Annotated in this window: 17 protein-coding genes; 5 read left to right on the top strand and 12 right to left on the bottom strand. The window is 65.0% G+C overall.

Going from position 1 to position 18,683, the window contains the following annotated elements; all coding sequences use genetic code 11:
* Nucleotides 1–14 precede the first annotated feature (14 nt).
* The 9 genes from QOU61_RS13150 to QOU61_RS13110 are packed head-to-tail and all read right to left on the bottom strand — an operon-like array spanning nt 15 to nt 8,280.
* Complete coding sequence (locus QOU61_RS13150) at nt 15–701, bottom strand: DUF2848 domain-containing protein (RefSeq protein ID WP_289659003.1); 687 nt, start codon at nt 699–701, stop codon at nt 15–17.
* A complete protein-coding gene (locus QOU61_RS13145) occupies nt 694–2,040 on the bottom strand; it encodes an amidase (RefSeq protein WP_289659001.1) in 1,347 nt (448 codons plus the stop codon). Before QOU61_RS13145 ends, QOU61_RS13150 begins: the two co-directional genes overlap by 8 nt.
* A gap of 25 nt (nt 2,041–2,065) precedes the next feature.
* Nucleotides 2,066–2,380 (bottom strand): AtuA-related protein, encoded by a 315-nt coding sequence (locus QOU61_RS13140; RefSeq protein ID WP_289658999.1) that lies wholly within the window; start codon nt 2,378–2,380, stop codon nt 2,066–2,068.
* Nucleotides 2,377–3,720: an acyclic terpene utilization AtuA family protein gene (locus QOU61_RS13135; RefSeq protein WP_289661488.1), complete on the bottom strand. Its 1,344-nt coding sequence runs from the start codon at nt 3,718–3,720 to the stop codon at nt 2,377–2,379. Before QOU61_RS13135 ends, QOU61_RS13140 begins: the two co-directional genes overlap by 4 nt.
* The gene (locus QOU61_RS13130) at nt 3,720–4,439 is read right to left on the bottom strand and encodes an ABC transporter ATP-binding protein (RefSeq protein ID WP_289658996.1); all 720 of its coding nucleotides are present in this window, start codon (nt 4,437–4,439) and stop codon (nt 3,720–3,722) included. The genes QOU61_RS13135 and QOU61_RS13130 overlap by 1 nt, the downstream gene beginning before the upstream one ends.
* Entirely contained in the window at nt 4,429–5,160 is a 732-nt protein-coding gene (locus QOU61_RS13125) for an ABC transporter ATP-binding protein (protein WP_289658994.1), read from the bottom strand. The genes QOU61_RS13130 and QOU61_RS13125 overlap by 11 nt, the downstream gene beginning before the upstream one ends.
* Nucleotides 5,150–6,070 (bottom strand): branched-chain amino acid ABC transporter permease, encoded by a 921-nt coding sequence (locus tag QOU61_RS13120; protein ID WP_289658992.1) that lies wholly within the window; start codon nt 6,068–6,070, stop codon nt 5,150–5,152. The genes QOU61_RS13125 and QOU61_RS13120 overlap by 11 nt, the downstream gene beginning before the upstream one ends.
* Nucleotides 6,063–6,989 (bottom strand): branched-chain amino acid ABC transporter permease, encoded by a 927-nt coding sequence (locus QOU61_RS13115; RefSeq protein WP_289658991.1) that lies wholly within the window; start codon nt 6,987–6,989, stop codon nt 6,063–6,065. Before QOU61_RS13115 ends, QOU61_RS13120 begins: the two co-directional genes overlap by 8 nt.
* A 43-nt stretch (nt 6,990–7,032) precedes the next feature.
* The gene (locus tag QOU61_RS13110; RefSeq protein ID WP_289658990.1) at nt 7,033–8,280 is read right to left on the bottom strand and encodes an amino acid ABC transporter substrate-binding protein; all 1,248 of its coding nucleotides are present in this window, start codon (nt 8,278–8,280) and stop codon (nt 7,033–7,035) included.
* Nucleotides 8,281–8,486: 206 nt separating this feature from the next.
* Here QOU61_RS13110 and QOU61_RS13105 point away from each other — a divergent pair, with 206 nt between their 5' ends.
* From QOU61_RS13105 to QOU61_RS13090, 4 genes are all read left to right on the top strand, one after another.
* Nucleotides 8,487–8,897, top strand: coding sequence for a Zn-ribbon domain-containing OB-fold protein (locus QOU61_RS13105; protein WP_289658987.1), 411 nt, complete (start codon nt 8,487–8,489; stop codon nt 8,895–8,897).
* A gap of 5 nt (nt 8,898–8,902) precedes the next feature.
* Nucleotides 8,903–10,042 carry a thiolase C-terminal domain-containing protein gene (locus tag QOU61_RS13100; RefSeq protein WP_289658985.1) on the top strand — a complete coding sequence of 380 codons (1,140 nt, stop codon included), beginning with the start codon at nt 8,903–8,905 and terminating at the stop codon, nt 10,040–10,042.
* A gap of 195 nt (nt 10,043–10,237) precedes the next feature.
* Nucleotides 10,238–11,152 carry an SDR family NAD(P)-dependent oxidoreductase gene (locus tag QOU61_RS13095; RefSeq protein WP_289658984.1) on the top strand — a complete coding sequence of 305 codons (915 nt, stop codon included), beginning with the start codon at nt 10,238–10,240 and terminating at the stop codon, nt 11,150–11,152.
* 305 nt (nt 11,153–11,457) lie between these two features.
* On the top strand, nt 11,458–12,393 hold the full coding sequence (locus QOU61_RS13090; RefSeq protein WP_502876953.1) for an SMP-30/gluconolactonase/LRE family protein: 936 nt from the start codon (nt 11,458–11,460) through the stop codon (nt 12,391–12,393).
* Nucleotides 12,394–12,453: 60 nt separating this feature from the next.
* Here the strand turns inward: QOU61_RS13090 and ppc are convergent, their stop codons facing one another.
* From ppc to QOU61_RS13075, 3 genes are all read right to left on the bottom strand, one after another.
* On the bottom strand, nt 12,454–15,234 hold the full coding sequence (gene ppc, locus QOU61_RS13085; protein ID WP_289658980.1) for a phosphoenolpyruvate carboxylase: 2,781 nt from the start codon (nt 15,232–15,234) through the stop codon (nt 12,454–12,456).
* 83 nt (nt 15,235–15,317) lie between these two features.
* Nucleotides 15,318–16,877 (bottom strand): acyl-CoA synthetase, encoded by a 1,560-nt coding sequence (locus tag QOU61_RS13080; protein ID WP_289661485.1) that lies wholly within the window; start codon nt 16,875–16,877, stop codon nt 15,318–15,320.
* Entirely contained in the window at nt 16,877–17,692 is an 816-nt protein-coding gene (locus tag QOU61_RS13075) for a crotonase/enoyl-CoA hydratase family protein (RefSeq protein WP_289658976.1), read from the bottom strand. Before QOU61_RS13075 ends, QOU61_RS13080 begins: the two co-directional genes overlap by 1 nt.
* A gap of 104 nt (nt 17,693–17,796) precedes the next feature.
* Here QOU61_RS13075 and QOU61_RS13070 point away from each other — a divergent pair, with 104 nt between their 5' ends.
* Complete coding sequence (locus tag QOU61_RS13070) at nt 17,797–18,669, top strand: SDR family oxidoreductase (RefSeq protein WP_289658974.1); 873 nt, start codon at nt 17,797–17,799, stop codon at nt 18,667–18,669.
* The last annotated feature ends 14 nt before the right edge of the window (nt 18,670–18,683 follow it).

The following is an 18,683-nucleotide window of genomic DNA, read 5'->3' as shown; positions in this document are numbered from 1 at the left end:
ATTTCCGACTGCCATTACCCCCGGACCGGCAGCGTGATCACGTCATAGGCGTGGCGGATGAAACGCTTGAGCACGGGATCCTCGAATTCGAACTCGAAGCGGTCGGCGGGCCTTATGCCGCCCTTGGCGGCAAAGGTGCCGCCGAACATGGCGCAGCCGTCAGGCAGCCTGCCGTCGGCGAAGCAGCCGCGGATCAGTTCCTTCACCGGCAGCATCGCATCCAGCGTACCCTCCTGGTACAGCTCCCGCTTGCCGCCGATCCAGGCATAGGAACGCAGGATCATCCGGTCCCAGTGGCCGATGACGTCCTCGAGTTCCCAGAGCTCGGAGGCGACCGGCTTGTCGCACATCTGCTTGGAGACGGTGACGCTGTAGGCCTCGACCTTGCGGTCGGTATGGTCTGAGCCGAGCCCGACAAAGACGCGGCCCTGCCAGCCGATCAGCACGAACTCGACCTCGCCGCTGCTCTCGTTGCCGCAGACCTCGATCGAGTCCTCCGTGGTCAGCCGCCGCGCCGAGACGCGGTAGTAGATCGGCGTGGTCGCCGGACGCGCGATGCCGAGGGCTTCGAGCTCGGCGATGTGCTTGTCGCGCGCGACCGGATCGCGGCCGGTCCAGCCGGCGATCACGGCCTGGTCGATCGGCAGCGTCAGCGGGGTCGGGGCGCCCTTGTCGTCGATGGTGAAGGTCAGATCAAACACGGATCGCTCCCTCTATTCCGGCGGCAATCTCGAAGATGCGGCGGTCCGAGCCGCCGGTGGCGGCCAGCATCAGCCCGACCGGCACCTCGCCCTCGCGATGGGCGGGCAGCGATATCGCGCAGCCGTCGATCATGTTGATCAGTGTGCAGTTGCGCAAGGATCGGAGATTGGCGACGGCAAAGGCCTTGTCGTCGGCGAGATCGGCGATGACAGGCGGCGTGTTGGCGGTGGTCGGCAGCACCAGCGCGTCATAGGGCGCGGCGCGCTTTTCCATGCGGGCGATCAGCGACCGTCGTGCGTTGAGCATGTCGATATATTCGGCGGCGCTGATTGCCTCGCCGCGCAGGATGCGCGCCGAAACCCGGGGATCGTAGTCATCGCCTTTCGCGGTGAGGAGATAGCGGTGCCAGGCGTAGCTCTCGGCGGCTGCAAATCCGCCCTTGGCGTTGATCAGGCCGACGTCGAGGAATTCCGGCACCTCGACGCGCTCGATCAGCGCGCCCGCACGCGACAGCGCGGACAGCGCGCGCTCGAAGGTCTTGGCCACGGCATCGTCGAGATCGTCGAGCGCAACCGTTGTCGGCACCGCCAGCCGCAATCCCTTGATCGGGCGCGGTGCAAGCTGCGTGGGCGGCTCGGCCGCGAGCACGGCGTCCAGCGCGTGGCAGCAGGCGACTGAATTGGCGAGCGGCCCGAAACTGTCGAGCGAGAAGGACAGCGGCACGCCGCCGTCAAGCGGCACGCGGCGCTGGGTCGGCTTGTAGCCGACGATGCCGTTATAGGCCGCCGGAATCCGGCAGGAGCCGCCGGTATCGGTGCCGAGCGCACCATAGGCCATGCGGTCGGCGACCGAGACCGCCGCGCCCGACGAGGAGCCGCCCGGCACATGGCCCTCCTTCCTCTTCCAGATGCTCTTCGGCGTGCCGTAATGCGGGTTGATGCCGATGCCGGAATAGGCGAACTCGGTCATGTTGGTGCGGCCGATCACGACGAAGCCGGCGCGCCGCAACCGTGCCACCGCGGACGCGTCGCTGTCAGCGGGCGCCGAATCGTCCAGCGCACGCGAGCCCGCACGCGTCACCTGCCCCTTGATGTCGAACAGGTCCTTGATCGAGACCGGAATGCCGGCAAAGGGCGACGGCGCGGCATGGGCCTTGCGCAGGCGGTCCATCGCCTCGGCCGCTTCCAGCGCCGCTTCCTTGTCGACGTGGATGAAGGTCCTCTGCCCCTCGCCTGCGGGATCGGCGATCCGGGCAATGCATTCCTCGACCAGCTTGCGCGCGGACGTCTTGCCGCTTGCGAGGTCGACGGCAAGCGAAGCGAGGGTCGGATTGGCCATGGCGTTTCTTTCTTTTAAGTGCCTGTCAGTCGTGCGGCAGCTCGATCTCGAGGTCGAGCAGCGCGGAGGAGAGGGATTTGCCGTGAGCGTCGAGCGCCAGCGATCGCGTCACGCCGCCACCGAGCGTGTTCGTCATGACGAAATTCAGCGCGGCAATGTTGGGCAATTCATAGCGTACCACCTCGCCCTCGACCACACCCGCAAAATGCGCCTTGACCCGTTCGCTCGTCACCTGGGCTCGGAGCAGCGGGAAATGCGCCGCATCATGGGCGATCACGGAAATGTTTGACGTGTTGCCCTTGTCGCCGGTCCGGGAATGGGCGATCTCGCGCAGCTTCATCGCAGGCCCCCGATAAACCTGACCTGCGGCTTCGCCAGCTCGCGCGGCAGCAGCACGGAAGCGACCGCGACCACCTCGCGGGCCGATTTCCAGGCGCCGCCGCCGCCGGCGGGCCCGTTGGTGTAGAGTGTCTCGACCTCGTTGCCGATCCGCACTGCTTCGCGCATCGTATCGGTGCGACCCGCGACCCGCACGCGCACCTCATAGGGTTCGCCCGCATGCGCCGACACTTGCGGCCCGTGCAGCGCGTCGACCCCGATCAGGTCGAAGCGCAACTCGCTTGCGGCGACACCAGTCAGCTTCAGCCGCTCCCTGACGATGTCGAGCGCGAGCCTTCCGCGCGCGAGCGCACCGGGGCCGGCATAGGAAATCTGTCCCTCGCCGACAAAGCTGTCGAGATAGCCGACCGAGACCTTCAACGTGTCGGTGCGCTTCGATCCGCGGCCGCCCGAGACGCGCACGCGATCCTTACCCACTTCCTCGACCTTGACCTGGGAGAAATCGGCGACCACGTCGGGCTGGAAGTATTTTGTCGGATCGTGCACCTCGTAGAGCAGTTGCTCCTTGCAGGTGCGCGCGCTAACTGCGCCGCCCGAGCCTTCGACCTTGGTGACGACCAGCGAGCCGTCCTCGCCGATCTCGCCGATCGGAAAGCCGAGCCGGGCCAAGTCAGGCACGTCCTTGTAGCCGGGATCGGCGAAATAGCCGCCCGTGATCTGCCCCGCGCATTCAAGGAGATGGCCGGCGACGGTGCCCTTCCCCATCAGATTCCAGTCGTCCATCGCCCAGCCGAAGGCCTGGACCATCGGCGCCAGGAACAGCGCGGGATCAGAGGCGCGCCCGGTGATCACCACGTCGGCGCCGCCCGCGAGCGCCTCGACCATGGGCGCGGCGCCGAGATAGGCGTTGGCGGAGAGCAGGCGGTTGCCGAGGCTGGCGATGGTGCCGTCGAATTCCATGATCGGCAGATCGCGCGCCTTGCAGGCGTCCAGCACGTCGTCGCCGACGACGGCAGCGACCTTCAGCGCAAGCCCGAGCGACTTCGCGATCTCGGCGGTCTTCCTGGCCGCGCCTTCCGGATTGGCGGCGCCCATATTGGTGACAACCTTGATGCCCTTGGCGGCGCAGATCGGCAGCACCGCGCGCATCCGCTCTTCGAGCAGCGGATCGTAGCCGCCTTCGGGGTCCTTCATGCGCGCCTGCTGCGCCAGCGCCACCGTGCGCTCGCCGAGACATTCGAACACGAGATAGTCGATGCCGCCTTGCTCGGCGAGCTCGATCGCTGGCTCGATCCGGTCGCCGGAATAGCCGGCGCCGGACCCTATCCGGATGGTCCGCATCATTTCAGCCCGAAATAGGCGCGACGCAGGGCCTCGTTGTCGGTCATCTCGGCAACCGTTCCGGAGAAGCGGATGCGGCCGCCTTCCAGCACGAAGACGCGCGTCGCCACCTCAAGGAAACCGATATTCTGCTCCGCGATCAAGAGCGCCAGCCCCCGCCCCTGCAAGGCACTGAGAACGTGGATGACTTCCTTGACGAACAGCGGCGATAGCCCGGCCGAGGGCTCATCCATGACCAGCAGCTTCGGGTCAGCAGCCAGAGCCTTGGCAATCCCCAGCATCTTGCGCTGGCCGCCCGAAAGGCTGGAGGCGGGATCGCCGCGCTTGTCGCGCAGCACCGGGAACAGGCCATAGAGCTCGTCAACCCGCGCGGACGAATCCGCATGCCCCAGCGCCTGCGCCCCGACGCGGATGTTCTCCTCGATCGAGAGGTCGGGAAACACCGCGAGTTCCGACATATAGGTCATGCCGCGCCGCATGCGGTCGCTGGAGCGCATATGGGTGATGTCGGCGCCAGCGAGCCGGATCTGGCCGTGGCGCGGCTCGACCAGGCCGACCAGCGATTTGAGGAAGGTGGTCTTGCCGGCGCCGTTGGCCCCGAGCAGCAGCACCGTTTCGCCCGGGCGGACGTCGAGATCGACACCCCACAGCACCTGCATGGTGCCGTAGCCGGCATCGACACCGGCGGCATGCAGCAGCGGTGCGGCTTCAGGCGGCATGCTCGCCTCCCAAAAACACCTCGATCACCTGGGGCTCCTGCACCGCGGCGGCAAGCTTCCCTTCGAAGATTTCCTTGCCGGCGTTGAGCACGATGACGCGATCGGTGATGTGCTCGATGAAGCCCATGAGGTGCTCGACCACGATGATGGCCATGCCGGTCGCGGCGAGCGCCTTGATACGACCCGCGATCCAGTCGAGCTCGGCCGGATTGAGGCCGGCGGCAAGCTCATCGAGCAGCAGCAGGCGCGGCCGGGTCGCCAGCGCGCGCGCGAGATCGAGCATCTTCTGCTGCGCGCTGTTGAGGTCGGCGGCCGGCCGATCGGCAAGCTGGTCGAGCCGGTACTCCTCCAGCAGTTCCGCGATCGGCGGCGGCGCCACCGCGGCGCGGCCATAGGCCAGTGCCACCTCGACATTCTGGCGGACGGTGAGCGACAGGAATGGCTTTGGAACCTGAAACGTGCGGTTGATGCCGCGGTGCACGAGACGGTGGGAGGCGACGCCGCCGATCGAGGCGTCGTCCAGCCTCACCTCGCCGCCATCTGGCGCATAAAGGCCGGAGACGACATTGATGGCCGTGGTCTTGCCGGAACCGTTCGGGCCGACCAGGCCCAGAATCTCGCCGGGCGCCACATGGAAGCTCAAGCCGTCGAGCGCGTAGAAGCCGCCAAAGCGCTTGACCAGCTTCGAGACGGTGAGGATCGGCTTCGGCTCAAGGGACATGCCAGCCCCTCCGCGTTGCCAGCGACACCAGGCCGGCCGGCAGGAACAGCACCAGCCCCATGATCAGAAGGCCATAGATGAGCTGGAAATATTGCGGCGTGGTGAAGCCGATCAGGTTGTAGATGCCGTAGAGGATGATGACACCGACGATCGGACCGGTGATGGTCGCCACCCCACCGAACAGCGCGAACACGATCGCGAAGATCGAGAACTCGCCGGAAAACACGTTGTCCGGGTAAAAAACCGAGACGTACCAGGCGTAGACGCCGCCGGCGAGGCCGGCGACCAGCGCCGACGCCAGCCACGCAATCACGCGCATCTTCACGACGTTGACGCCGGCCATGGCGGCGGAGACCGAATCCTCGCGCACCGCCTGCAGCGCCAGCCCAAAGCGGGCGTTCTTCAGAAAGATGACGGCGCCGACCGTCAGCGTCAGGATGACCAGTGCGCCGGCATAGGCCTGCGTCGGGTTGAAGGTGCCGGTCAGCGAGACGCCGTAAGGTCCGCGCGTGATGTCTTCAAGCGCCGGGTTGGCGACAAAATGCAGCACGGCAAGCGATGCTGCGAGATTGGCAATCGCAAAATAGGCGCCCGACAGCCGAAGCAGCGGCGTCAGCAGGAGGCCCAGCGCGACGCCGACGAGCCCGCCGACGAGGACCGCCACGGCCGCGGGCAATTGGTAGTGCATCACCATGATGGCAAAGCCATAGGCGCCGGCGCCGAAGAAGCCGACATAGCCGAACGGCAGGTAGCCGGTGAAGCCGTAGATGATGTTCACGCCCTGCGCCAGGATCAGGAAGATCACGAAATTGAACAGCAGCAGGTGGTTCTGGTAGACGCCCGGCAGCACCGCGAACACGGCGACCAGCGGCAGCAGGATGAACAGCGTGTGCTTGAACGCGCTAGGCAACGCGCACCCGCCTTCCGAGCAGACCGCTCGGCCGCAACAAGAGGATCAGGATCAACAGCACATAAGGCAAGAGATCGGCCCAGGAACTCAAATAGGTCTGCACCAGCATGTAGCAGACGCCGTAAACGACGCCGCCGAGCGCGGTGCCCAGGGGATTGCCCAGCGAGCCGAGCACGACGATGGCAAAGGATGTGACGGTCGCATCTGCGCCGAAGGCCGGCGTCACCGAGCCGAACATGAAGGGCGCAAACACGCCGGCAACCGCGGCGAGGCCAAGCCCGATGCCGAAGGCCGCCGCCGAGACGCGATCGACGTCGATGCCGGTCGCCAGCGCCTCGTCGCGTCGCGACATCACCGCGCGCGTCAGCGTCCCGAGCCGCGTGCGATAAAGATAGACATAGACCAAGGCGATCGCGATCAGGCTGGCCCCGGCCGCGATCACCCAGGGCGCCGGGAAGCTCTGGCCGAAGATCTGCACCGGGCCCGGCGCATCCGCCTTGCCGCCAAACCATTTCACCTTGATCGTCGTGAACACCGTGCCGAGCGCACGGCTCTGGATCGAGCGCTCGCTGGTTCCGGCGTAGATCGTCGTGACCGCCTCGATCACCTGCGACAGTCCGAAGAACAGGATGATCGACAGCATCTCCGGATTCACCGAGCCCTGCAGCCGCGGCACCAGCACCCAGTAGAGCAAAAGCCCCGCCAGCAGGAACACGACGAAGGCCAGCGGCACTGCGAACAAGGGATCGATACCCGCAAGCGTCACCACGCCAAACGCGATGAAGGCGCCCAGCATCAGGATGTCGCCATGCGCAAGGTTGACGATGCGCATGACGCCGAACACGAGATTGAGGCCGATGCCGACCAGGCTGAAATAGAGCCCGAACAGCACGCCGGCGACGAGCGCGTAGACGAGCATCAGCTTCTCGCCTCCGCTGCGCCCACGTCAGCCCCCTGCCGCCTCATGGACGCGGATAGACCGGCTTGCCGGTCGCTGTCTCGTGCGGATAGACCGAGATGAACTTGATATGGCCGTGGTCGTTCAGCTCGAGCTGGCCGAGCGGCGTCAGCTCGCCGATCTGGCCGCCGGTCTCGTCCAGCGCGAAGGTGCCGTCGAGCGTCTTGAGCTCGTTGGACAGGCTGAACACCGCGCGGCGCAGTTCGAGCTGATCAAGGTTGTTGGCGACCGACAGCGTCTTTTCGATCACGAGCGCGGTGGTGTAGCCGGCCACCGCGTTGAAGCCGAACTCGATCTTGCCGTCCGAGTACTTCTTGTCCCAGGCAGCCTTGTAGTCCTTCATGCTCATGCCGAAATTGACGGGATATTCGAGCTCGGAGGGCGGCACATAGGTGAAGACGTGCTCGAGCCCCTTGGCGCCGACATTCTTCTCGAGCAGCTCGGTCTCCAGCCCCGGATAGATGCAGAACAGCATCTTGAACTTGACGCCGACGTCCTGGACGTTGCGCAGGAAGGCGATGTCGTTCGGCGCGTAGCCGAAGTGAATCACCGCGTCGGGATTGGTGTTGTTGATGTTGTTGATGATGACCGTGTAATTGGTTGTTTCGGTCGGAATGCCCTGGTCGTAGACGATCTCGATCGGCGCACCGGAATCCTTGACAAACTTGCGGAACGCGTTGGCCTGGGTGCCGGTGAACTCGTTGGTCGCGTAGAGGATGGCGACTTTCTTGATGCCCAGCGCCGGCCCGTCATGGGTGATGAAATCCGCGACCGGCTTCGGCCAGACGGTCGAGACCGGATCGGCCATCAGCGCGATATACGGATTGTCCTTGGAGAAGAAGCTCGCGCCGGTGCCGGTCTGGTCGAACAGGAACATCTTGTGGTCGCGCGCGATCGCGACCGCCGGCGCCGTCAGCACCGAGCCGGAATCGGCGACCAGGAGGTCCACCTTGTCCTGGGTGATGAGCTGGTTATAGAGCGTGGAGGCGGTCGCGGTGTTGCTCTGATCGTCATAGGCGACGAGCTTGATCGGAATCTTCTTGTCGAACGCCTTCACATAGACGCCGCCTTCCGCGTTCTTCTGATCGACCCAGAGCTTCAGCGCGCTGTGGACCGGCATCGAGATCGACGCATAGCGGCCCGACGAAGCGTAGAGCGTACCAATCTTGATTTCAGATGGCGCATCCGCAGCGTATGCCTGCGTGGCCAGCGCGAGATTGGCGGCGAGCAGCGCGCCGATCAGCTTGAGCATTATTGATCCTCCCGGACTCTCTTGGCTTGATGGCTGTTCTACCGGCCTGACCAGTGGGATACAAGCGCTCCCACCTTATCCTTTTGCGTGAGCCGGAATATGCGCCATGCGCCGGCTTCGCCGGACCGTTGACGAGTAGCCATGCAAGGCGCATCAAGGTCGGAAAACGACCGGGCCGCACGGCCCGTACAGGAGGAAGAGCCCGCATGGCCGAAGCGACGCGTGCGCGACCCAAACCAACACCGGAGACCCAGCATTTCTGGGATGGCACAAGGGCCGGCGAATTGCGCCTGCAGCGCTGCGACGCCTGCGCCCATGTCTACTTCCCGCCGCGGCCGTTCTGCCCGTCCTGCGCTTCGCGCAAGGTTTCCGTCTTCAAGGCGAGCGGCAGGGGCAAGCTCTACAGCTACATCATCCATCACCGTCCCGCGCCCGGCTTCACCCCGCCCTATTCCATCGCGGTGGTCGAGCTCGATGAAGGCCCGCGGATGATGACCAACATCGTCGACTGCCCGCAGACGCCGGAGGCGCTCGAACTCGACATGCCGCTCGAGGTGAAGTTCGAGAAGCTCGACGACGCCATCAGCCTTCCCCTGTTCCGCCCGGCGAAGGGGTAAGCACCATGCGCAGGAACCAGGTTGCCATCGTGGGCGCGGCCGAGACCACCGAACTCGGCGTCATCCCGAACATGTCGCAGATCCAGTTGCACGCGGATGCGGCGCTGAACGCGATCGCCGATGCCGGACTGAAGCTGTCGGACATCGACGGCTTCGCGACCGCGGTCGAGACGCCGCAGCAGATCTGTCATTATCTCGGCATTACGCCGACATGGGTCGACGGCACCTCGGTCGGCGGCTGCTCCTTCATGCTGCATGTCCGTCATGCGGCCGCCGCCATCGAAGCCGGCCTTTGCAGAACCGTGCTGATTACCCACGCCGAAAGCGGCAAGTCGAACATCGGACGTACGCCGCGCATGATCGGTCCCGACAGCCTAAACGGGCAGTTCGAGCTGCCCTATGGCGTCACGACGCCCGCGAGCATGTTCCCGATTCCGGTGCTGCGCTACATGAAGACCCACGGCATCACCCACGAGCAGATCGCGATGGTCGCGGTGGTGCAGCGCGAATGGGCGGCGAAGAATCCGCGCGCGACGATGAAGGAGCCGATCACGGTTGCCGACGTCCTGAACTCGCGGATGATCGCCTATCCGTTCCGCCTGCTGCAATGCTGCCTCGTCACCGACGGCGGCGGCGCGCTGATCCTGACCTCGGCGGAACGTGCGAAGGACTTTCCGCAGAAACCGGTCTACATCCTCGGCACCGGCGAGAGCGTGGAGACGCCGATGGTCAGCCAGATGCAGACCTTCAACTCCTCGCGCGCCTTCAAGGTCGCCGGCCCCCTCGCCTTCCGCGAAGCCGGCATCACCCACAAGGACGTCGATCACCTGATGATCTACGACGCCTTTGCGCATCTGCCGCTCTACGGGCTCGGCGATCTCGGCTTCATGCCGCATGAAGAAACCGGGAAATTCATCGCCGACGGCCATACGCGGCCTGGCGGGAAATTGCCGCTCAACACCAATGGCGGCGGATTGAGTTACATGCATTCCGGCATGTACGGCATGTACGCGCTGCAGGAGAGTGTGCGGCAGATGCGTGGGCTGGCGCCGGCGCAAGTGCCGGGAGCGAAGATTTCGGTCTGCCACGGCGTCGGTGGCATGTTCGCCGCGTCAGGCACGATCATTTTTACGAACGAGAAGTGACGATTCACTACGAGCCGGCGACTCTTTCTTCTCCCTCTCCCCGCGCTTGCGGGGAACGGGTCGGGGTGAGGGGCCGCCTCCACGAGCGCAGCTCGCTGAGTCCCCCTCACCCGCATCGCATCTTTCGATGCGATGCGACCTCTCCCCGCAAGCGGGGCGAGGTAAGAAGCAACGGCAGAAGCGGGAGAAAACGCCATGGCCAAATCGCTGGAAGGAAAATCCATCATCGTCACCGGCGCGGGCCGCGGCATCGGCCGCGCGATCGCGCTGCTTTGCGCCGCCGAAGGCGCCAAGGTCGTGGTCAACGATCCCGGCGGCGCGGCCGACGGATCGGGAACGAATGCGGCGCCGGCCGAGGAAGTGGTCGATGAGATCAGGAAGCACGGCGGCACCGCGGTTGCCAATTTCGAGACGGTGGCGGAAGCGATCCCTGCCAGCCGCATCGTGAAAGCGGCGACCGATCATTTCGGCAGGCTCGACGGCGTCGTCAACAATGCCGGAATCCTGCGCGACATGATCTTCCACCGCATGAGCGTGGAGGCGTTCGAGGCCGTCATCAAGGTTCATCTGATGGGCTCATTCTATGTCTCCCATGCCGCCGCGCGCTTGTTCCGGGAGCAGGAAAGCGGCTCCTTCGTGCATTTCACCTCGACGTCCGGCCTTGTCGGCAATTTCGGTCAGGCCAACTATGCCGCCGCCAAGCTCGGCATCGTTGGCTTGTCGAAGTCGATCGCGCTCGACATGAACCGCTTCAACGTGCGCTCGAACTGCGTCTCGCCGTTTGCCTGGAGCCGGCTGATCGGCACCATTCCGACCGAGACGGAAGCCGAGAAGGCGCGGGTGGCGAAGATCCAGCAGATGGGACCGGAGAAGATCGCGCCAATCGTGGCCTACCTGCTCGCCGACGCCTCGAAGGAGGTGACGGGACAGATCTTTGCCGTGCGCATGAACGAGATCTTCCTGATGAGCCAGTCGCGCCCGCTGCGTTCGGTGCAACGCAGCGAGGGCTGGACACCGCACACCATCGCCGAGCACGCGATGCCGGCACTGAGGCCGTCGTTCTACAAGCTCGACCGCTCCGCCGACGTCTTCAGCTGGGACGCGATCTGAGAACGGATCGATCTATCTCAGGTTGATCGCCCGCTTTATGCCGGATTGGCATCTGATGATTTCCTTCCAACAAGAAAATGTGGGAGGAAATCATGACAACTCCACTGACCTTTCGCGATCATTTGTTCAACCGCCGCGCCATCATGAAAGGCGCGGCGGCCTTGGCCGCGGCGACCGCATCCACGAGCGCCTTTGCCGAAACCGTAGCGCCATCGGGTCAAACGGGCGCGCCGACCCGATCAACCGCCCCGCTGCCGCTGGGACCGCTGCCGGGAAGCCGCTATCCGGACTCGCACCTGGAGTCGATGAAAAAGCCCAAGGTCTCGTTCGGGCCGGCCGACTTTCCGGCCTTCGCCGGAACCATGGCGGTTGAACGCGTCGCGACCGGATTCCGTTGGGCCGAGGGACCGGTTTACTTCCCCGCCGGACGCTATGTGCTGTTCAGCGACATTCCGAACAATCGGATCATGCGCTTTTCGGAGGATGACGGTCATGTCAGCGTCTACCGTCAGCCGTCGATGAACTCGAACGGCAACACCATCGACCGCGAAGGACGCCTGATCACCTGCGAACATTCCGGCCGCCGCGTGACGCGAACCGAACTCGATGGCTCGATCACCATCATCGCCGACAAATACAACGGCAAGCGGCTGAACTCACCCAACGACGCCGTCGTCACGTCCGACGGCGCGATCTGGTTCACCGATCCCATCTACGGCATCGGCGGCTACTATGAAGGCGTCAAGGCCGATCCCGAGCAGGACAAGCACAACGTCTACCGGGTCGATCCGAAATCCGGCGAGATCAAGGTTGTCGTCGACGACTTCGTCGAACCCAACGGCATTACGCTGTCGCCTGACGAGAAGAAGCTCTATGTCATCGACACCGGCTTCACCGACGGACCTGACAACCCGTCGCATATCCGCGTGTTCGACCTGGACGTCGCCGGCGGCAAGGTGTCGAACAGCAAGGTCTTCGCGGAGATGCCCAAGCCGAGCATCACCGACGGGCTGCGCTGCGATACCGAGGGCCGCGTCTGGTGCTCTGTGGGCTGGGGCGATCCGAATGAGGACGGCGTGCGCTGCTACACCAAAGACGGCGAATTACTCGGCAAGATCCACATTCCTGAGACAGTCGCCAATTTGTGCTTCGGTGGTCAGCAGCGAAACCGGCTTTATATCTGCGGCTCGACATCGCTCTACGCGGTCTATACGAGCGCGCAAGGCGCCATGAAGCCGTAATCAGCGAAGAGGGAATAGCGAGTAGCGAATTGGACCAGTCTGTTTCGCCACTCGCCTTTTTCAGCCCGTGTTCCTCAATCCCGCCGAGATGCCGTTGATGGTGAGCTGGATGCCGCGCAGCACCGCCTCGTCCGGATTGTTGGCGCGGTGTTCCTTGAGCAGCTCGACCTGCACATGGTTGAGCGGATCGAGATAGGGAAAGCGGTGGCGCACCGAGCGCTCAAGCAGCGGGTTGCCCTGCAACAGCCGCTCATGGCCCATGATGTCGAGCAGCGTCTCGATCGAGAGGTGCCATTCGCGACGAATGCGGCCGAAGATTTGCTCGCGCAAGTCGACGTCGGGCACGAGCTCCGCATAGCGCGAGGCGATCGCGATCGAGCTCTTGGCGAGCACCATGTCCATGTTCGACAACAGCATGCGGAAGAACGGCCACTCGCGGTAGAGCTCCTGCAGGAAAGCCATGCCCTGCTCCGGATGCTCCGCGATCCAGGCCTCGACCGCGCTGCCGAAACCGTACCAGCCCGGCAGCATCAGCCGGCACTGCGCCCAGGAGAACACCCACGGAATTGCCCGCAGGTCCTCGATCGCGCGCGTCTTCTTGCGCGAGGCGGGGCGGCTGCCGATGTTGAGCGTCGCGATCTCGGTGATGACGGTGGAGGCCCAGAAATAGTCGGAGAAGCCCTCGGTCTCGTAGACCAGGCCGCGATAGGCCTTGAAGGCAAGCGAGGACAGCTCATCCATCGCGGTCAGATATTCGCGGCGCGGCGCGCTCTGCCTGGGCTGCAACAGGCTCGCTTCCAGCGTCGCAGCGGCCAGGATTTCCAGGTTGCTGCGACCGACCTCGGCGTTGGAATATTTGCTGGAGATGATCTCGCCCTGCTCGGTGATCCGGATCTGGCCGTTCACCGCCCCGCCCGGCTGGGCGACGATGGCGTCATAGCTCGGCCCGCCGCCGCGGCCGACCGATCCGCCGCGGCCGTGGAACAGCCGCAGCCGTACGCCGTGGCGCTCGAACACGTCCACGAGCCCGATCTCGGCCTTGTAGAGTTCCCAGCCCGAGGTGACGAAGCCGCCATCCTTGTTGCTGTCGGAATAGCCGAGCATCACCTCCTGCACCCCGCCGCGGCTGTCGACCAGCTTGCGATAGTCGTGCAACGCCAGCATGCGGTCCATGATGCCGCTGCAAGCCTGCAGGTCTTCGATCGTCTCGAACAGCGGCACGATGTTGATGGCGCTGCGGCCGGAAGGATCGACCAGGCCGACCTCCTTGAGCAGCAGCGCGACCTCGAGCATGTCCGACATGCCCTTGCACATCGAGATGATGCATTGCGGGATGGCGTCGGGGCCGAACTTGGCATGCGCCTCGGCAGCGCCGTGGAACACCGCGAGCTCGCTCAGGGTCTCCTCGCTGTATTTCACAAAGGACGAGGTGAGCGGCCGCGCGCTGCGCAACTCGCTCGACAGCAGCGCCACGCGGGCGTCTTCGCTGAGCGCGAGGTAGGACATGCCGGGGATGGCGGCATCGAGCAACTCGGCCACGGTGCGTTCATGCACGGCAGAATTCTGCCTGATGTCGAGCCGCGCCAGATGGAAGCCGAAGCAGTCGACCGCGCGCCGCAACAGCCGCAAGCGCCCGCGCGCGATGACGCGCGAGTTGTTGGAGATCAGGGAACGGTCGAGCACATCGAGATCGGACTTGAATTCCCTTGCACTGGCGTAAGGCGCGGCAGCGCCGACCGGCCGCCGCGTGATCTCGACGTCGAGCTTGGCTGCGGTCGCCGTCAGCCGCGCATAGATGCCGGAGACCGCAAGCCGATAAGGCTCGCCGCTCCGGTGCGGGGAAGTATCGGGCGATCGCTCGGCGAGCGCACGCAGTTCCTCGGAGATGTCGGCGAGATGCGCGGCAATCGAAAGCTCCGCGCCCAGTGCATGCAGCTCCTCGAGGTAGAAGCTGATGACGCGGCTCGACTGCAGGCGCAGCGTGCCGCGCATCACGTCGGCCGTGACGAAGGGATTGCCGTCGCGGTCGCCGCCGATCCAGCTTCCCATCCTCAGGAACGAGCCCAGCTCGCCCTCTTCATTCAGGCGGTCTTCCAGCGCACTGTGCAGCCGCGGCACCTCGTGCAGGAAGGTGTAGTCGTAGAACGACAGCCCGTTGGCGACCTCGTCGAGCACGGTGAGCTTGGTCCGTCGCAACAGATTGGTCTGCCACAACGTCAGCACCTCGCGGCGCAACTGCTCGTCGCTGGCTGCGACCTCGTCCGGGCTGAGCTGCACCCGCTCACGGCGGTCGAGCAGCGCCGCGATCGCCATCTCGCGATCCATCGTGCTCTTGCGCCGCACCTCGGTCGGATGCGCGGTCAGCACCGGGCTCACCAGCGCATAGCCGAAGAAGCGCTTGAGCTCGACCGCACCGAACCCGGCGTTGCGGGCATGCGCCAGCGTCTGGTCGAGCACGCTCGGGCGCGGTGCGCCGCCGACAGCCGGCGCGCGCATCTGGCGGATGTTGTTCTGGTCTTCGGCGATGTTGGCAAGATGGGAGAAATAGCTGAAGGCGCGCACGATGCGCACCGTCTCCGAGATCGACATGCTGTCGAGGATGGTTTCCAGCTCGGCCCTCGCCTGCCGGTCCTCGTCGCGATGGAACCGGATCGAGGTCTGCCGGATGCGCTCCACCAGGTCAAAGACGTCGGCGCCCTCTTGGTCGCGGACGGTATCGCCGAGGATGCGCCCGAGCAGCCTGATATCGTTGCGAAGCCGGGTGTCCTCCTCCAGCGCCTGGGCGTCTTCAGCGCGATTGGGTCGCAATTCAGCGTTCAAAGGCATGCTCTGGCTCAACATAGGAAGCTCTCCAGAAACTGCCCGGCCAGAGGTGAGTCTGCAAGTTTTTTGCCGCAGTGCAAGATGAAGATGCGGGCGGCGCGTCAAATCCGCCGCCCAGCCCGCTCCCAATAGGGGTCGCGCAGCCGCCGCTTGAAGATCTTGCCGGAATCCTCGCGCGGCAGGCCTGTCCGGATCTCGATATGCTTCGGCACCTTGTAGTCGGCAAGCTGCCCCTTCAGCGCCGTGCGCAAGGCCGCGACGTCGAGCGCGGTGCCGGCCTGAGGTTCCACCACGGCCATCAGCGCCTCGCCGAATTCCGCGTCGGGAATCCCGAACACCGCGCAATCATGCACGCCAGGGACGCCATGCAGCACGGCCTCGATCTCTGCGGGATAGATGTTGACGCCGCCCGATATCACCATGTCGCGCTTGCGGTCGCAGATGAAGACGTAGCCGTCGGCATCGATATAGCCGACATCGCCCGAGGTGATGAAGCCGTCGCGGTCGATCTCGACCCGCTTCTCGGGCTTGTTGTGATAGGTGAAATCCGGATTGGCGGCGATGCGCGAATAAATCTCGCCGATCTCGCCCGGCGGCAGCGGCCGGCCGTCCTCGCCGATGAAGCGCAGCTCCGCGCCGGGCGAGATCTTGCCGACGGTGCCGGGCTTCTTCAGCGCGTCCTCCGACGTGGCGAAGGTGACCGCGCCCGACTCCGTCGAGCCGTAGAATTCGTGGATCACCGGGCCCCACCAGTCGATCATGGCGCGCTTGACGTCGGCCGGGCACGGGGCCGCGGCATGGATGACGTGGCGCAGCGACGACATGTCGTATCGGCGGCGTACCTCCTGCGGAAGCTTCATCAGGCGGATGAACATGGTCGGCACCATGAAGACGGTGTCGATCTTCTCGGTCTCGATCAGCCGCAGGAACTCCTGCGGGTCGAAGCGCGGCATCAGCACCAGCGCGCCGCCGAGCTTGCCGGCGCGGATGCCGAACGAGTTCGGCGCGGAATGGTAGAGCGGCCCCGGCAGCAGCGTGCGGATGCCGGGTTTCAGGCCATAGATCATGGCGCGCATGCGCTCGGCGGCCGCCGACTGCTCAGCCGTCGGCGCATCGCGCCGCACGCCTTTGGGATGGCCTGTGGTGCCAGAGGTGTAGATCATGTTCTGCGGCTGCGGCACGACGGGACCGTCGTAAGGCATTTGTGCCCCGAGCCAGAATTCCAGGTCAGTGGCGAAACCGGGCGGCGTGAGTTGGCCGGGATCGATCCTGTAGTTGGCAAGAATCTCCGGCGGCGTCGGCACGCTGAAGACGGAGACGCCTTGCGGGATCGCCTCGCGCAATTGATGCAGGAGGTCGGCGTGCCCGATCAGCACAGACGTGCCGGAATCCTTGAGGATGTAGCCGATCTCGTCGGGCTTGAAGTGCCAGTTGATCGGCACGCCATAGGCGCCGAGCCGCATCGCCGCGTAAGCCGCCTCGATGAAGGCGATGTCGTTGCGCATCAGCATGCAGACGCTGTCGCCGGGCCTGACCCCGAGCCGGGCAAGCCCGCTCGCCATCCGACTGACGCGCCCGTTGACCTCGTCATGCGAGCGGCGGCGGTCGCCGCTGGCGATGCCTGCGAACAAGGAGCCCGCGCTGAGCGGCGTTGCCACCATCATCCGACGTCCACGAAGCGCGGCGCACGCTTGTCGATATTGGCGCGCACGGCCTCGGTCTGGTTCGGGCTGCCCAGCAATTTTTGCTGCTCGACGGACTCCGCGAGCAGCGCCGGTCCCGGATCGACCGAGAGCTTGTTGAGAAGCCGCTTGGCGGCCCGGATCGCATCGGGGCTCTTGCCGGCGATCTCGCGCGCCATCTCGAAGGCGGCGGCCCGCGGGTCGTCGCAGACCCGCGTGGCAAGCCCATAAGCCAGCGCCTCCTGCGCCGAGAAGATGCGTCCCGTATAGGTCAACTCACGCAGGATGTCGTCGCGCACGAGGCTCGCCAGGATCGGCGTGCCTGCCATGTCAGGGATCAATCCCCACTTGATCTCCATGATCGACATCCGGGCATCGGGCGCGAGAAATCGCATGTCGGCGCCAAGCGCCAGCTGGAAGCCGCCGCCGAACGCGACGCCGGTGACCGCCGCAATCACCGGAACCGGCAGTTGCCGCCAACCCCACACCGCCTGCTGTGGGAAGTTGGCGAGGCCATGACTACGGATAGTGAGGTCGCGCTTCTCTCCGCCCGCCACCCCGTTGCCGCCCTTCTCCTTCATGGCGGCGAAGCGGCCCATGTCGAGCCCGGCGCAGAAGGCACGGCCTTCCGCGGACAATACTACCACCCTCAGGCCCTTCTCGCTCGACAAGCGATCGGTCGCGGCGACAAGCGCCTCGAACATCGCGGCGTCCAGCGCGTTCATCTTGTCCGCTCGCACCAGGCGAACGTCGGCGATCCCGTCCGTGATGGCTATCGAGACGCGCTGCTCCATGACATCCTCCTTGGGCTCATATTCGTTGTTTGCGGCTTTACAGAATGGCGTTGTCCGGATTTAGTCAATCGACGGATCAATCGGCAATTTTCGCGGGTGGACCCATGTTCAAGGACCAGCTTCTTGCAGGGCGGCGAATTCTCGTGACCGGAGGCGGCACCGGCCTGGGCAAGGCCATGGCGGCGCGTTTCCTCCAGTTGGGCGCGGAGGTGCATATCTGCGGCCGCCGCAAGATCGTCTGCGACGAGACCGCGACCGAATTGATGGATCTGTATGGCGGACGGGTGACGAGCCACGGCGTCGACATCCGCAACGCGCTCGCGGTCGAGGAGATGGTCGAGACCATTTTTCGCGACGGCCCCCTCACCGATCTCATCAACAACGCCGCCGGCAATTTCATCTCGCGCACGGAGGAATTGAGCCCGCGCGGCTTCGACGCGGTGGCCAACATCGTCATGCACGGCACGTTCTACGTGACGCATGCGGTGGGCCGGCGCTGGATCGCCGACAGGCAGCCCGGCAACGTGGTGTCGATCACCGTGACCTGGGTGCGCAACGGCTCGCCTTACGTGGTGCCGTCGGCAATGAGCAAGTCGGCGATCCACGCTATGACCATGTCGCTGGCGACCGAATGGGGGCGCTACGGCATCCGCCTCAACACCATCGCGCCCGGCGAGATCCCGACCGAGGGCATGAGCAAGCGCATCAAGCCGGGAGACGAAGCCGGCGCACGCACCAAGGCGATGAACCCGATGGGCCGCGTCGGCACCATGGAGGAACTGCAGAACCTCGCGGTGTTCCTGATCTCCGGCGGCTGTGACTGGATCAACGGCGAGACCATCGCGATGGACGGCGCCCAGGCGCTCGCGATGGGCGGCAATTTCTATCAGCTCCGCGACTGGAGCGACGCCGATTGGGAAACGGCGCGCGAGTCGATCAAGGCGCAAAACGAGAAGGACAAGTCGTCGCGGGGATAGATCGCTGGCCGCTT

This window comes from Bradyrhizobium sp. NP1 (genome assembly GCF_030378205.1).
In the GTDB taxonomy this organism is placed as follows: Bacteria; Pseudomonadota; Alphaproteobacteria; order Rhizobiales; family Xanthobacteraceae; genus Bradyrhizobium.
The sequence above is the reverse complement of the archived record's forward strand: the minus strand, read 5'-3'. Positions and strand labels throughout refer to the sequence as shown.